Genomic DNA, 12,586 nt, shown 5'->3' on the forward strand with positions numbered 1-12,586 from the left:
AAGGCACCGACCCCATGGCCACCGTCTACAAGGAATTCATCGTCGAGGCCGATGCCGCGCAGGTGTGGGACGCGCTGCGCGACTTCGGCGCCGTGCACACGCGCCTCGCGCCGGGCTTTCTCACCGGCTGCGAACTCGACGGGCAGGGCGCCCGCATCGTCCACTTCGCCAACGGCCTCGTGGCGCGCGAGCTGCTCGTGGCCCTCGACGACGAGAACCGCCGGCTGGCCTACACCGTGACCGACGGCAAGGCCACGCACTACCACGCGTCGGCCCAGGTGTTCGCGCACGGCGAAGGCCGCGCGCGCTTCGTCTGGATCACCGACGTGCTGCCCGACGGGCTCGCGGCGTACATCGAACCCATGATGGCGCAGGGCGGCGCCGCGATGAAGAAGACGCTGGAGAAAGCCAACGAACGATGAGCACGCCGACAACCCCTGCCGCGAGCGAGATCCTGGCGGTCGTGCAGCGCTACGCGCAGGCCTGGGCGGCCAATGACCTCAAGGCCATCGTCGACAGCTACCACGACGAGGTCGTCTTTCACTACTTCGGCCGCAGCCCGCTCGCGGGCACGCACCGGGGCAAGGCGGCCTGCCTCGCGGTGCTCAAGCAGGTCAAGGAGCGCACGAACCGCCGGCTGGTCGCGATCCGTGACGTGCTGGCCGGCGAGCATTTCGGGCTGATCGTCGCCGTCGAGCAGTTCGAGCACCAGGGGCGCCCTGTCGAACTGGAGCGCCAGCTGCGCTACGCCGTGAAGGACGGCAGGCTCGGCGAATGCTGGATCTACGACGAAGACCAGCGCTGGGTCGACGAGGTGCTGTCGTCGCCCGCCGCTCAGAAGTCCTCGAGCGGTAGCCCCACGTAGTTTTCCGCCAGCGCGGTCGACGCCGCGCGCGAGTGCACGAGGTAGTCGAGTTCGGCTTCCTGGATCTTCTGGCCGAAGGCGCCCGTCTCGGGAAAGCGGTGCATCAGCGAAGTGAACCACCACGAGAAGCGCTCGGCCTTCCAGACCCGGCGCAGGCACAGGTCGGAGTAGCGGTCCAGCGCCGAAGCCGACTTCTCGTTGTAGAAAATCTCCAGCGCGCGCGACAGGTACCCCACGTCGGCGGTCGCGAGGTTGAGCCCCTTGGCGCCGGTCGGCGGCACGATGTGCGCCGCGTCGCCGGCCAGGAACAGCGAGCCGAAGCGCATCGGCTCGGCCACGAAGCTGCGCAGCGGCGCAATGCTCTTTTCGAGCGACGGGCCGGTCACCAGACGTTCGCGTGCCTCGGGGTCCAGGCGCGCACGCAGCTCGTTCCAGAAGGCCTCGTCGCTCCAGTTTTCCACTTTCTCTTCGGTCGGCACCTGCACGTAGTAGCGCGAGCGCGTGGCGCTGCGCATGCTGCACAGTGCAAAGCCGCGCTCGGTGTTGGCGTAGATGAGTTCGTGCGAGACCGGCGGCACGTCGGCCAGCACGCCGAGCCAGCCGAAGGGGTAGACCTTCTCGTAGGTCTGGATCGCGTCGGCCGGCACGCTGGCGCGGCTCACGCCGTGGTAGCCGTCGCAGCCGGCGATGAAGTCGCACTCGATCTCGTGCGTCTGGCCGTCTTTCTCGTAGCGAACGCGCGGCTTGGCCGAATCGAAGTCGTGCAGGCTGACGTTGGCTGCGCTGTAGATCGTCGTGAGGCCTTCGGCCGTGCGCGCTTCCATCAGGTCGCGCGTCACCTCGGTCTGGCCGTACACCGTGACCTGTTTGCCGCCCGTGAGGTCGTGCATGTCGATGCGGTGGCGCGCGCCCTTGAACAGCAGCTCGATGCCGTCGTGCGGCAGGCCCTCGGCCTTGGCGCGGGTGTCGACGCCGGCGCGCGCCAGCAGGTCCATCGTGACCTGTTCGAGCACGCCGGCGCGGATGCGGCCCAGCACGTAGTCGCCGCTCTGGCGCTCCACGATGATGTTGTCGATGCCTGCCTTGTGCAGCAGCTGGCCGAGCAGAAGGCCGGCGGGGCCTGCGCCGATGATGGCGACCTGGGTGCGCATGTTCGTGTCTCCGAAAGGGTTTGGCCAAGCGTAGGGCGCGGCCGGCCGGTTGGGGCGGTGGCTGGCGAGGCTCTGTGCGATCATGCGAACGCGTGCGCGATCATCGCGCAACACTTCTTCAGCCGACCGATCCACGACGAACTCCCGACGACGAATGACCATCGCCCGCGCCGACTTCATCGAGGGCATCGCCAAGGGCATGGCGGTGCTCGAAAGCTTCGACACCGAGCGCCAGCGCCTGAATGCCACGCTGGCGGCCGAGCGCGCCGGCCTCACGCGTGCCGCCGCCCGGCGCCACCTGCTCACGCTGGCCCACCTGGGCTACCTGGAAACCGACGGCAGCTACTTCTGGATGGCACCGAAGGTGCTGCGCTTCTCGGGCAGCTACCTGGCCTCGTCGCGCCTGCCGCGCGCGCTGCAGCCCACGCTGAACCGGCTCGCGGCGCAAACGGGCGAGTCGTTCTCCGCCGTGGTGCTCGACGGCGAAGAGGTGGTCATCGTCGCGCGCAGCGGCAGCTACGGCACGCCCACGCGCGTGCTGGCCTACGGCCTGCACCTGGGGGCGCGCCTGCCGGCCCACGCCACCTCGACCGGGCGCGTGCTGCTGGCCGCCATGGCCGCCACGCAGCTCACGCAGTGGCTCAAGGGCCGGCACCTGGCGCGGCTCACGCCGCACACCATCACCCAGGCGCGCGCGCTGCGCCAGCGCATCGCGCAGGTGCGCAAGGACGACTACTGCTTCGCCAGCGAAGAGCACGAGCTCGGCGTGCAGGCCCTGGCGGTGCCGCTGCGCGACATGCAGGGTCACACGGTGGCCGCGCTCAACGTGGTGCTGTCGGGCACGCGCTACCAGGAAGAGACTCTGCAGCGCGAGATGCTGCCGCTGCTGTTCGAGGCGGCGCGCGAGGTGCGCTCCCTCCTGTGAGCGCAGGCGCGCTGAACTTTCGGCGCCGGCACGGCCTCGAACCCCCGAAACGGACACCACCATGCGACTCCTGCTTCTCGAAGACGACGTGATGATCGGCGAGGCCGTGCTCGACCTGCTGCGGGCCGAGCAGTACGCGGTCGATTGGGTCAAAGACGGCGATGCTGCCGAATCCGCATTGCGCACCCAGCAGTACGACCTGGTGCTGCTCGACCTGGGCGTGCCGCGCCGCGACGGCCTGGAAGTGCTGCGCGCTCTGCGTGCGCGCAAGCAGCGCATGCCGGTGCTGATCGCCACCGCGCGCGACTCCGTGCAGCAGCGCATCGAAGGCCTCGACGCCGGCGCCGACGACTACGTGCTCAAGCCCTACGACCTCGACGAGCTGCTGGCCCGCATCCGTGCCTTGCTGCGGCGCGCATCGGGGCGCGCCGAGCCGGTGTACGAGCACATGGGCGTGAGCATCAACCCCGCCACGCGCGAGGTCGCGGTGAACGGCGAGCCGGTGGTGCTGTCGGCGCGCGAGTGGGCCGTGCTCGAGCCGCTGCTGGCTCGCCCGGGCATGGTGCTTTCGCGCGCCCAGCTCGAAGAAAAACTCTACGGCTGGAAGGACGAGATCAGCAGCAACGCGGTCGAGGTCTATGTGCACGGCCTGCGCAAGAAGCTGGGCGCGGAGTTGATCCGCAACGTGCGCGGCGTCGGCTACATGGTGCCCAAGGCATGATGCGCCGCGTGATGCGATGGACCGGATCGCTGCGTGCGCGGCTGCTGGTGTTCCTGCTCGCGGCCATCGTGCTCGCGGCCGGCGCGCAGGCGCTGGTGGCCTACCGCACGGTGCTGAAGGAGGCCGACGACATCTTCGACTACCACATGCAGCAGATGGCGCTGTCGCTGCGCGCGGGCCTGCCGCCGAGCGCGGCGGTGGGTGGGCTCGGCGGCGCGGAGCAGAACTTCGATTTCGTGGTGCAGGTGTGGACCGTCGACGGCGTGCGCATCTTCGAGTCGGCAGAAGAGGCTGCGCTGCCGCAGCTCGCGGTGCTGGGCTTTGCCGACGTGCGCGCGCGCGGCACGACCTACCGCGTGTTCTCGATGCAGACGCGCGGGCTGGTGATCCAGGTGGCGCAGGACATGGCGGCGCGCCGCCACATGGCGGGCTCGCTCGCGCTGCGCACCATCGTGCCCGTGGCGCTGATGGCGCCGCTCCTGATGCTGGTCGTGTGGTGGGTGGTGAGCCTGTCGCTGGCGCCCGTGGCACGCGTGCGCCGGCAGGTGGCATCGCGGCAAGCCGACGACCTCTCGCCCGTGAGCGAGGAGAACCTGCCCGAAGAAGTGCGCCCGCTGGTGCAGGAGCTCAACCTGCTGTTCGGCCGCGTGCGCCATGCCTTCGACGCGCAGAAGCACTTCGTGGCCGATGCCGCGCATGAACTGCGCTCGCCGTTGGCGGCGCTCAAGCTGCAGGTGCAGGGCCTGCAGCGCGCGCCCGACGATGCGGCGCGCACGCTGGCCGTGAGCCGGCTGTCGGCCGGCATCGACCGCGCCACGCGGCTCGTCGAGCAGATGCTGGCGCTGGCCCGGCATGAAGCCAGCGTGGCCGCGGGCGCGAAGCCCGAGACGGTCGACCTGGCCGAGGTGGCGCGCCTGGCGATCTCCGATGCGGTGGCGGCCGCGCAGGCGCGCCGCATCGACATCGGCGTGGCGCAAGCTGACGCGGGCGCCACCGTGAGCGGCCAGCCCGAGGCGCTGCGCATGCTGCTGCGCAACCTGATCGACAACGCCGTGAAGTACACGCCCGAAGGCGGGCGGGTCGACGTCGGCCTCGTGAAGCGCGCCGACGCGGTGGAGCTGCGCGTGGACGACAGCGGCCCCGGCTTGCCCGAGGCCGAGCGCGCGCGCGTGCTCGATCGCTTCTACCGCTCGGGCGAGCCGCAGGCGCCGGGCAGCGGGCTGGGGCTGGCCATCGTGAAGTCGATCGCCGACCTGCACGGTGCCACGGTGGCGCTGGAAAAGTCCGCGAGCCTCGGTGGGCTGTGCGTGCGGGTGACGTTCGCTCCCGCCAAAGAGTGAATTCCGCTTAAGCGACGCCTAAGTCAAGGCCGCGACATTCCTTTCACCGTGTTTGCGCTCCGGCGCAGGATTGAAAGGAATCGAAGAATGAAAACCGCCCTGACTTCCCCCCGTGCCCTCGTGATCGCGCTGGCCGCAGCCGGTGTGATCGGTGCCGTCGGCGCCGGTGCCTACACCAGCGCCCGCGCCGTGGGCGCGCCGGCCACCACCGCCGCCGTGGCCGCGCCGGCCGCGATGGTCACCTTGCCCGACTTCTCGACCATCACCTCGCGTGACGGCCCGGCCGTGGTCAACATCAGCGTGACCGGCACCGAGAAGGCCCCGGACGACGACACCATGGCGCAGCTGCAGGGCATCGACCCGGACGATCCGATGTTCCAGTTCTTCCGCCACTTCCAGGGGCAGATGGGACCGCGCGGCCAACAACAGCAGCGCGCCGTGCCGGTGCGCTCGCAGGGCTCGGGCTTCATCGTCGACCCGAGCGGGATCATCATGACCAACGCCCACGTCGTGAAGGACGCGAAGGAAGTCACCGTCAAGCTGACCGACCGCCGCGAGTACCGCGCCAAGGTGCTCGGCGCCGATGCCAAGACCGACATCGCGGTGCTCAAGATCGACGCCAAGAACCTGCCCGTGCTCGCACTGGGCAACACCAAGGACCTGAAGGTCGGCGAATGGGTGCTGGCCATCGGCTCGCCCTTCGGCTTCGAGAACACCGTGACGGCCGGCGTGGTGAGCGCCAAGGGCCGCTCGCTGCCCGACGACAGCTACGTGCCCTTCATCCAGACCGACGTGGCCGTGAACCCCGGCAACTCGGGCGGGCCGCTGCTCAATGCGCGCGGCGAGGTGGTCGGCATCAACTCGCAGATCTACAGCCGCAGCGGCGGCTACCAGGGCGTGTCGTTCGCCATCCCGATCGACGTGGCGGTGCAGGTGAAGGACCAGATCGTCGCCACCGGCAAGGCCACGCATGCGCGCCTGGGCGTGGCGGTGCAGGAGGTGAACCAGGCCTTCGCCGATTCGTTCAAGCTCGACAAGCCCGAGGGCGCGCTGGTTTCGAACATCGAGAAGGGCGGTCCCGGCGACCATGCCGGCCTGAAGGCGGGCGACGTGATCCGCAAGGTCGACGGCCAGGCGATCGTGTCCTCGGGCGACCTGCCGGCGGTCATCGGCCAGCAGGCGCCGGGCAAGAAGGTCACGCTCGAGGTGTGGCGCCAGGGCGAGCGCCAGGAGCTGCAGGCCAAGCTGGGCGACGCGAGCGACAAGCCGGCGCAGGTCGCCAAGGCCGACAACACGGCGGGGCAGGGCAAGCTCGGCCTGGCGCTGCGCCCGCTGCAGCCGCAGGAACAGCGCGCGGCCTCGGTCGACGGCGGCCTGCTGATCGAGGACGTGGCCGGCCCGTCGGCGATGGCCGGGGTGCAGGCCGGCGACGTGCTGCTGGCCATCAACGGCACGCCGGCCAAGAGCCTGGAGCAGGTGCGCCAGGCGGTGGCCAAGGCCGACAAGTCGGTGGCGCTGTTGATCCAGCGCGGCGAGGACAAGATCTTCGTGCCGGTGCGCCTGGGCTGACCGGCCCGGCCGGGCTCAGGGCAGCGCGCAGGGCCAGTCGAGCGACACGCGCGTGCCGCCGGCCTGCGCGTCGGCCCGCTCGATCTGCAGCCGCGCCCCGATGGCCTGCGCCCGCGAACGCATGTTCGCCAGGCCGTGGCCACCGGGGCGTTTGTTCGCCGGCAGCCCGCGGCCGTTGTCGGTGAGCACGATGCGCACCAGCGGCGGCGTCTGCTCGCCGTGCCAGCCCACATGCATCACGATGCGCGTGGCGCCCGCGTGCTTCAGCACGTTGGTGAAGGCCTCGAGCAGGATGCGCTGCAGCTGCAGCGCGGCCTGCGCGGCAAAGGGCGCGAGCGTGGGGATGAGGGCGACGTCCCACACCAGCTCGATGCCGGCGGCGTCCAGCCGGGGCTGCAGGCGGTAGCGCAGCGTGGCCAGCACGGTGGTCAGGTCGTCGTGCATGGGCTGCAGCGAATCGACCGCCATGCGCATCTCGTCGAGCGCCAGCTTCACGTGCTCCTCGACCACGTCGCGGTCGGGCGCAGGCTGGTTCACCACGTTGAGCAGGCCCACGAGCTGCGAGCCCACGCCGTCGTGGATCTCCCGCATGATGCGCTGGCGCTCCAGCAGCACGGCCTGTTCTTCCTGCTGCTTGCGCACGGTTTCGAAGGCGCCGCGCAGCTGCTCTTCGCGCTCGGCCACGCGCGCGGCGAGGTTGGCGTTGAGCGAGCGGTAGTCGGCCACGGTGCGGCTGTACCGTTCCACCACGAGGCCAGCCAGGATCATCACGAAGAAGAAGATCGCGTGCGAGGTGAGCGTGTAGTAGGCGCCGCCGAACAGGCCCATGCGCACCAGCAGCAGGTCGTGCGCGCCGGCCAGGATGGCCAGTGTGCCCGCCGCCATCAGCACGCCTGCGATGCGCCGCCGCGCCACCAGCGCGCCGTGCACCACGTAGGGCAGGCAGATGGTGCTCGTGACCTGCAAGATCGCCAGCCCCGTGGTCCACAGCGCCGGCAGCGCGAAGGCGAAGGAGGCGCAGGCCAGCACCACCGACAGCGCCAGCGCGCCGTAGATGGAGCGCACCAGCCACGGCGGGTTGCGGTCGAGCACCAGCAGCACGAAGCGCGCGATCAGCCCGATGTGGCAGGCATAGCAGACCGCCACCACGGCGCCCCACAGCGGCCAGGGCACGGGCCCTTCGGTCAGCACGCGGTCGAGGTTGCGCGCCACGCCCGAGAGCGCGGCCAGCGCGAAGCAGCCGTAGAGCGCGTCGCGCTGGCGCAGCCACAGCCCGGCGGCCAGACCGCCCATCAGCAGCAGGCTCACGGCGTAGACGATGGCCGAGGTGTTGCGCCAGTTCTGCTGCGAGCGGTGCAGCGGGGCCAGGGAGGCTTCGGGGCCGTAGAGCACGCTGGCCAGTCCGCCGCCGCGCTGGCGCTGGATGGTGGCCTGGATGAGCAGCTCCTGCGGCTGGCCGTCGCCGCGCCGCAGGGCGGCGGCCAGCGGGATCAGCAGATTGGCCTTGCCTGCGTCGTAGGCCGGGTCGCCGAGCACGCCGTAGTTGGCGACCAGCGCGCCGTTGAACCACACGGCGGCCTGGTTGCCCAGGCCCGACATCAGGAGCGCCTGGGCGTCGTCCGCGCGGGCGGCGTCCGGGGGCAGCACGATGCGGTAGCTGGCCTTGCCGCCGCGCCCCGGAAACTCGTGGTCCCAGCGAAAGGGCAGCGCCACCTGCCGCACCTGCATCGGCAGGCCGTCGGGTTCGAGGCTGGCTTCGGCCCAGTCCACGTCGGTGCTGCCCGGCGGGGTGGCGGCGTGGGCGAAAGGGGCGGCGAGCACCAGCCACAGCAGCAGTTGCAGCACGGCTTGCATGCGGGAAAAGAAGGGGCGGCTCACGCGGCTAGGAAAGCCGGCCTGGAGGACGGGTCGCCAACACGGCTTCCGAGGGTGGGGGCGCATCCAGCTTGCCGTAGATGTTTCTGATATGGGTTTGAACCGTCGATGCGGAGACTCCCATCTGCGCGCCGATTTCGGCATAGGTGAAACCACGAGACACCCGGTCGAGCACTTCGGCCTCGCGCGACGAGAGGTGCCCGGGCGCGCCGTCGGAGGCCTGCCAGCGGCGCAGAAGCTGCCGCGCGATGCCCGGCGGCAGCGGGGAGCCGCCAGCGCCCAGGTGGCGCAGGTGCGCCGCCAGGTCGGCCTCGGTGCCGTCCTTGAGCAGGTAGCCGCGCGCGCCGGCCTCGAAGGCCTGCACCATGTGGGTCTCGTCGCCGAAGATCGTCAGCACCATCACCGCGCAGGCCGGCTGCATGCGGCGGCATTGGCGGATCACCTGCAGGCCGGGGTGGTCGGGCAGGCCGAGGTCGACCAGCAGCACATCGACCGGGTTGTCCGTGAGCCAGTTCAGGATGTCGACCGCGTTCGAGGCGCTGAAGGCCAGCGCCAGCGCGGGGTCGGCGCCGATCACGCGGGCGATGCGCTCGCGCATGCCGCTGTCGTCCTCGACCACGGCGACCTGGGTGGCGGTCAGGGGCATGGCGGGCTTCCGCAGGCGAGACCGGGGCCGAGGCGCATGGGCAGATCCGTTTCCGTTCGGAGGTTGCAGGTGCCGCAAGCCTATCGACCGGTATCGGGCGAGCCCATCCTATAGACGGGGGATGGGGGTACCCTGCCGACGCGCGATGGTGTCCAGCCGTGCGGCGACCTGCGCCACGTGCTGCACCAGTTCGGGAGGCGACTCGATCTCGATGTCGTGGCCCAGGCAGCCCAGCCACACGGCCAGCGCATCGAGCGAGCTGGCGCCGGTGACGACGCGCGTGCGGTCCGCGTCGAGGGCCTCGGGCACGCCGCCCACCCAGCCCAGATGCGGTTCCAGCGCCGCGAGCGGGGCATGCACGATCACGCGTGCGTGGTGCAGGTAGGGCGAGACCTTGAGCGCGTGTTCCATGTAGGCCTCGACGTCGCCCAGCGGCAGGCGGCGCGCGGTGAAGCGCGCGCCCGTCGGTTCGGCGTCGACGATGCGGTCGAGACGGAAGGTGCGCCAGTCCTGCCGCGCCGTGTCCCAGGCCAGCAGGTACCAGCGCTGGCCGGTCTGCACCACGCGGTGCGGCTCCACCGTGCGCGCCGTGGCGGTCTGGTGGTGGTCCTGGTAGCCGAAGCGCAGCTCGCGCCGTTCGGTGCAGGCCTCGGCGAACATCGACACTGCCTTCACGCGCACGCCCGATTTGCTGCGCATCACCGGCACCACCGAGGCGCGCACGCTGCCCAGGCGGCGCTGCAGGCGCGGCGGCATCAACTGGTCGAGCTTGGCGAGGGCGCGCATCGAGGCGTTGCCGATGTCGCCTTCGCCCGTGCCGGCATGGCCGAGCGCCAGCGCCACCGCAATGGCCTCTTCGTCTTCCAGCAGCAGTGGCGGCAGGGCACTGCCCGCGCCCAGCCGGTAGCCGCCGGCCACGCCCGAGGTGGAGTCGACCGTGTAGCCGAGGCTGCGCAGTCGGTCGACGTCGCGGCGCAGCGTGCGCTCGGTGATCTCCAGGCGCCCGGCCAGGGCGGCACCGGTCCAGGCGCGCTGGGCCTGGAACAGCGCGAGCAGGCGAAGCAGGCGGGCGGAAGCGGACAGCATGGGCCGCATCATGCCTGCGATCGAGGACAGGATCTGTCCGCAATGGGTCGTAGCCTTCGGTTTCCTCCACTCGTTTCCACGGACACCGACCATGAAGAAGACCTATCACGGCAGCTGCCACTGCGGCAAGGTGCGCTTCCAGGCGCTCATCGACCTCACCGCGGGCACCGGCAAGTGCAACTGCTCGATCTGCATGAAGTCGCGCGGCTGGGGCGCCATCGTCAAGCCGGCCGACTTCACGCTGCTGTCGGGCGAAGAAGACCTGTCGAGCTACCAGTTCGGCTCGTTCAGCGCCGAGCACCTGTTCTGCCGCCATTGCGGCGTCAAGTCCTTCGGGCGTGGCAACGTGCCGGAGATCGGCGGTGCGTACGTGAGTGTGAACGTCGCCTGCCTGGACGACGCGACGCTCGAAGAGCTGTCCACCGCGCCGGTGCGCTACATGGACGGTCGCCACAACAACTGGTTTGAGGTGCCGGCGGAGGTGCGCTACCTCTGAGCGGGCAAAGGGCGGGGCGCGTTTCCGGATGAGAATGTCCGTTGCTTCACCTGCTGCGAACGACACCAATGAACGACGAACTCGAAGCCCGCATCCGCTCGGGCCAGGCGCTGTCCGAATCGATGGGCAACTTCCACGTGACCGGCTGGGACGCCGAGCACAAGACGCTGAAGGCCGCCTTCACCGTGCGGCGCGAGTACTGCCACACGAACGGCACGATCGCCCAGGGCGGCTTCATCACGGCCTGGCTCGACGCCGCCATGGCCCATGCCGTCATGCACGACACCGAGCAGGCGCAGACGGTCTTCAGCCTGGAGATCAAGGTGAGCTTCTACGAGAAGGTCGGTCCTGGCGAAGGCCGGGTGGAGGGGCGCGTGATCCGGCGCGGGAAGCGCGTGGCGTTCCTCGAAGCGGCGCTCTACAACCCCGATGGGAAGCTGGCCGCAGAGGCCACGTCGACAGGGATACTGGCGAGCCTCTAGGCTAGGCCCGCCCGATCTCGGCCTGTATTTCGCGGATCACCGCTTCCTTTTCCTTGTTGTAGATCTGCGGGTTGGCCGGGTCGATGCCGTGGGCTCGGTCCTTGGCTTCTTCGTACTTCTGGCGCAGGTCCGGGCGCCGGTCGAGAACTTCCATGAACGCCAGCGAGTCCACGTGCACCGGGTCGCCGCGATGGCAGATGTGCAGGTTGAGGTTGAACCTGCGCCCGCCGTGCAGCACGGACGCGCAGACGTAGGGCTTCTCGTCCGTGTCGACCCACACGGGTCGGCGGTGAAACCCGAGGGCCTCGAATTCCGACTGGGCCGTGCGCAGGTTCTCGCGCTGCGTGATCGCCGCGATGTCGACCATCGGCTTGCCCCGCAAACCGACGATGGCCGTGCTTCCGATGTGCACGAGTTCCACGCCCTCGAGCTGCGCTTGCACGTCACGCTGCACCTGCGCGAACACCTTGGCGTACGCCGGGTCGTAGGGCAGGATGTGGCGCTGGTCCAGGCTCTCGTCGAAGGCGAGGAGTTTCATCGCACGATGCGCGCCAGCCAGGCCAGCAGCACGGCCACGACCTCGTCGCGGTTGGTTTCGTTGAGCGTCTCGTGGCGCGCGCCGCCGAACACATGGCACGACACGTCGCGCAAGCCGGCGTCGCGGTAGCGCTGCACCAGCGGGTAGAACCACTCCGCCTTGTTGCTGACCGGGTCCTGGTCGCCGGTGAACAGGTACAGCGGCAACTCGGGCCGGATGCGCGTCTGCATCGCGGCGGGCGTGAGTTCGTCGAGGTTGGCGAACATGGAGCCCATGCCTTCGGCCGACACGGTGAAGCCGCACAGCGGGTCGGCGATGTAGGCATCGACCTGGGCCGGATCGCGGCTGAGCCAGTCGAAGGGCGTGCGCACGTCGGGCAGCGCGGCGTTCATGTCTTCGAGGCGGAAGCCGCTTTGCAGCGCGCCGCCCAGCAGGTCGAGCGCCGTGGTGCCCGACAGCACCGCGCCCGACAGCAGCTCGCTGTGCCGCACCAGGTAGTACTGCGTGGCGAACGAGCCCATGCTGTGGCCGACGAGGATCAGCGGCAGCCCGGGGTGCTCGGCGCGTGCGTGGCGGCTGAGCAGCGCCATGTCGTCCACGAGACCTGCGAATCCGCGCGGGCCGAACTCGCCGAGTTCATCGCGCGCGGCAGCGCCGGGGCCATGGCCGCGGTGCTCGTTCGCGTAGACGACGTAGCCGGCCTGCGTGAGCGCGTCGGCCAGCGGCCGGTAGCGCAGCGAATGTTCGCCCATGCCATGCGCCAGCTGCACGATGGCCCGGGGCGCGGTGCCCTGCCAGCGGTGGGCCTCCACCGGATGGCCGTCGTTGGCGGTCAGTTCGAAGTGGGTCTCGGTGCTCGGCATGCGGGGTCCTCCAGGGAAGTGGATCTGCA

General features: G+C 70.2%; 14 protein-coding genes. 8 read left to right on the forward strand and 6 right to left on the reverse strand.

Annotated features, from left to right (window positions below):
- Nucleotides 1-14 precede the first annotated feature (14 nt).
- Both AC07YS_RS03645 and AC07YS_RS03650 read left to right on the forward strand, forming a co-directional pair.
- Nucleotides 15-422, forward strand: a complete 408-nt coding sequence (locus AC07YS_RS03645) for an SRPBCC family protein (RefSeq protein ID WP_495267502.1) — start codon at nt 15-17, stop codon at nt 420-422.
- Nucleotides 419-865: a nuclear transport factor 2 family protein gene (locus tag AC07YS_RS03650; protein WP_495267503.1), complete on the forward strand. Its 447-nt coding sequence runs from the start codon at nt 419-421 to the stop codon at nt 863-865. Before AC07YS_RS03645 ends, AC07YS_RS03650 begins: the two co-directional genes overlap by 4 nt.
- On the opposite strand, the gene pobA is transcribed toward AC07YS_RS03650, so the two are convergent.
- On the reverse strand, nt 835-2,016 hold the full coding sequence (gene pobA, locus AC07YS_RS03655) for a 4-hydroxybenzoate 3-monooxygenase (RefSeq protein ID WP_369646846.1): 1,182 nt from the start codon (nt 2,014-2,016) through the stop codon (nt 835-837). The two genes, AC07YS_RS03650 and pobA, sit on opposite strands and share 31 nt — an antisense overlap.
- A gap of 154 nt (nt 2,017-2,170) precedes the next feature.
- Between pobA and AC07YS_RS03660 the strand changes: the two genes are divergently transcribed.
- From AC07YS_RS03660 to AC07YS_RS03675, 4 genes are all read left to right on the forward strand, one after another.
- Nucleotides 2,171-2,941 (forward strand): IclR family transcriptional regulator domain-containing protein, encoded by a 771-nt coding sequence (locus tag AC07YS_RS03660; RefSeq protein WP_070060906.1) that lies wholly within the window; start codon nt 2,171-2,173, stop codon nt 2,939-2,941.
- Nucleotides 2,942-3,002: 61 nt separating this feature from the next.
- The gene (locus tag AC07YS_RS03665; protein ID WP_062478105.1) at nt 3,003-3,662 is read left to right on the forward strand and encodes a response regulator; all 660 of its coding nucleotides are present in this window, start codon (nt 3,003-3,005) and stop codon (nt 3,660-3,662) included.
- Nucleotides 3,663-3,673: 11 nt separating this feature from the next.
- Nucleotides 3,674-5,002, forward strand: a complete 1,329-nt coding sequence (locus AC07YS_RS03670; protein ID WP_495267504.1) for an ATP-binding protein — start codon at nt 3,674-3,676, stop codon at nt 5,000-5,002.
- 87 nt (nt 5,003-5,089) lie between these two features.
- A complete protein-coding gene (locus AC07YS_RS03675) occupies nt 5,090-6,571 on the forward strand; it encodes a DegQ family serine endoprotease (protein WP_493192153.1) in 1,482 nt (493 codons plus the stop codon).
- 15 nt (nt 6,572-6,586) lie between these two features.
- Here the strand turns inward: AC07YS_RS03675 and AC07YS_RS03680 are convergent, their stop codons facing one another.
- The 3 genes from AC07YS_RS03680 to AC07YS_RS03690 all read right to left on the reverse strand — a co-directional run bounded on the left by AC07YS_RS03680 (nt 6,587) and on the right by AC07YS_RS03690 (nt 10,178).
- Complete coding sequence (locus AC07YS_RS03680) at nt 6,587-8,425, reverse strand: sensor histidine kinase (RefSeq protein WP_495267505.1); 1,839 nt, start codon at nt 8,423-8,425, stop codon at nt 6,587-6,589.
- 28 nt (nt 8,426-8,453) lie between these two features.
- Nucleotides 8,454-9,092, reverse strand: a complete 639-nt coding sequence (locus AC07YS_RS03685) for a response regulator (RefSeq protein WP_095745514.1) — start codon at nt 9,090-9,092, stop codon at nt 8,454-8,456.
- Nucleotides 9,093-9,200: 108 nt separating this feature from the next.
- Complete coding sequence (locus AC07YS_RS03690) at nt 9,201-10,178, reverse strand: helix-turn-helix transcriptional regulator (RefSeq protein ID WP_495267506.1); 978 nt, start codon at nt 10,176-10,178, stop codon at nt 9,201-9,203.
- 91 nt (nt 10,179-10,269) lie between these two features.
- Here AC07YS_RS03690 and AC07YS_RS03695 point away from each other — a divergent pair, with 91 nt between their 5' ends.
- The gene (locus AC07YS_RS03695) at nt 10,270-10,674 is read left to right on the forward strand and encodes a GFA family protein (RefSeq protein WP_495267507.1); all 405 of its coding nucleotides are present in this window, start codon (nt 10,270-10,272) and stop codon (nt 10,672-10,674) included.
- A gap of 68 nt (nt 10,675-10,742) precedes the next feature.
- The gene (locus AC07YS_RS03700; RefSeq protein ID WP_062478117.1) at nt 10,743-11,156 is read left to right on the forward strand and encodes a PaaI family thioesterase; all 414 of its coding nucleotides are present in this window, start codon (nt 10,743-10,745) and stop codon (nt 11,154-11,156) included.
- Between the two features lies 1 nt (nt 11,157).
- Here AC07YS_RS03700 and AC07YS_RS03705 read toward each other — a convergent pair whose 3' ends face one another.
- Together AC07YS_RS03705 and AC07YS_RS03710 are read right to left on the reverse strand one after the other, a co-directional pair.
- Nucleotides 11,158-11,694 (reverse strand): GrpB family protein, encoded by a 537-nt coding sequence (locus AC07YS_RS03705; protein WP_495267508.1) that lies wholly within the window; start codon nt 11,692-11,694, stop codon nt 11,158-11,160.
- A complete protein-coding gene (locus AC07YS_RS03710) occupies nt 11,691-12,557 on the reverse strand; it encodes an alpha/beta fold hydrolase (RefSeq protein WP_495267509.1) in 867 nt (288 codons plus the stop codon). The genes AC07YS_RS03705 and AC07YS_RS03710 overlap by 4 nt, the downstream gene beginning before the upstream one ends.
- Between the last annotated feature and the right edge of the window lie 29 nt (nt 12,558-12,586).

It is taken from the genome of Variovorax sp. GW458-11-26-14-LB1 (assembly GCF_059423965.1).

What these genes read in the sequence shown, in the direction of transcription:
- AC07YS_RS03645 (WP_495267502.1), top strand. Translation starts at nt 15, where the DNA reads ATGGCCACCGTCTACAAGGAATTCATCGTCGAGGCCGATGCCGCGCAG.
- AC07YS_RS03650 (WP_495267503.1), top strand. Translation starts at nt 419, where the DNA reads ATGAGCACGCCGACAACCCCTGCCGCGAGCGAGATCCTGGCGGTCGTG.
- pobA (WP_369646846.1), bottom strand. Translation starts at nt 2,016, where the DNA reads ATGCGCACCCAGGTCGCCATCATCGGCGCAGGCCCCGCCGGCCTTCTG.
- AC07YS_RS03660 (WP_070060906.1), top strand. Translation starts at nt 2,171, where the DNA reads ATGACCATCGCCCGCGCCGACTTCATCGAGGGCATCGCCAAGGGCATG.
- AC07YS_RS03665 (WP_062478105.1), top strand. Translation starts at nt 3,003, where the DNA reads ATGCGACTCCTGCTTCTCGAAGACGACGTGATGATCGGCGAGGCCGTG.
- AC07YS_RS03670 (WP_495267504.1), top strand. Translation starts at nt 3,674, where the DNA reads ATGCGATGGACCGGATCGCTGCGTGCGCGGCTGCTGGTGTTCCTGCTC.
- AC07YS_RS03675 (WP_493192153.1), top strand. Translation starts at nt 5,090, where the DNA reads ATGAAAACCGCCCTGACTTCCCCCCGTGCCCTCGTGATCGCGCTGGCC.
- AC07YS_RS03680 (WP_495267505.1), bottom strand. Translation starts at nt 8,425, where the DNA reads ATGCAAGCCGTGCTGCAACTGCTGCTGTGGCTGGTGCTCGCCGCCCCT.
- AC07YS_RS03685 (WP_095745514.1), bottom strand. Translation starts at nt 9,092, where the DNA reads ATGCCCCTGACCGCCACCCAGGTCGCCGTGGTCGAGGACGACAGCGGC.
- AC07YS_RS03690 (WP_495267506.1), bottom strand. Translation starts at nt 10,178, where the DNA reads ATGCTGTCCGCTTCCGCCCGCCTGCTTCGCCTGCTCGCGCTGTTCCAG.
- AC07YS_RS03695 (WP_495267507.1), top strand. Translation starts at nt 10,270, where the DNA reads ATGAAGAAGACCTATCACGGCAGCTGCCACTGCGGCAAGGTGCGCTTC.
- AC07YS_RS03700 (WP_062478117.1), top strand. Translation starts at nt 10,743, where the DNA reads ATGAACGACGAACTCGAAGCCCGCATCCGCTCGGGCCAGGCGCTGTCC.
- AC07YS_RS03705 (WP_495267508.1), bottom strand. Translation starts at nt 11,694, where the DNA reads ATGAAACTCCTCGCCTTCGACGAGAGCCTGGACCAGCGCCACATCCTG.
- AC07YS_RS03710 (WP_495267509.1), bottom strand. Translation starts at nt 12,557, where the DNA reads ATGCCGAGCACCGAGACCCACTTCGAACTGACCGCCAACGACGGCCAT.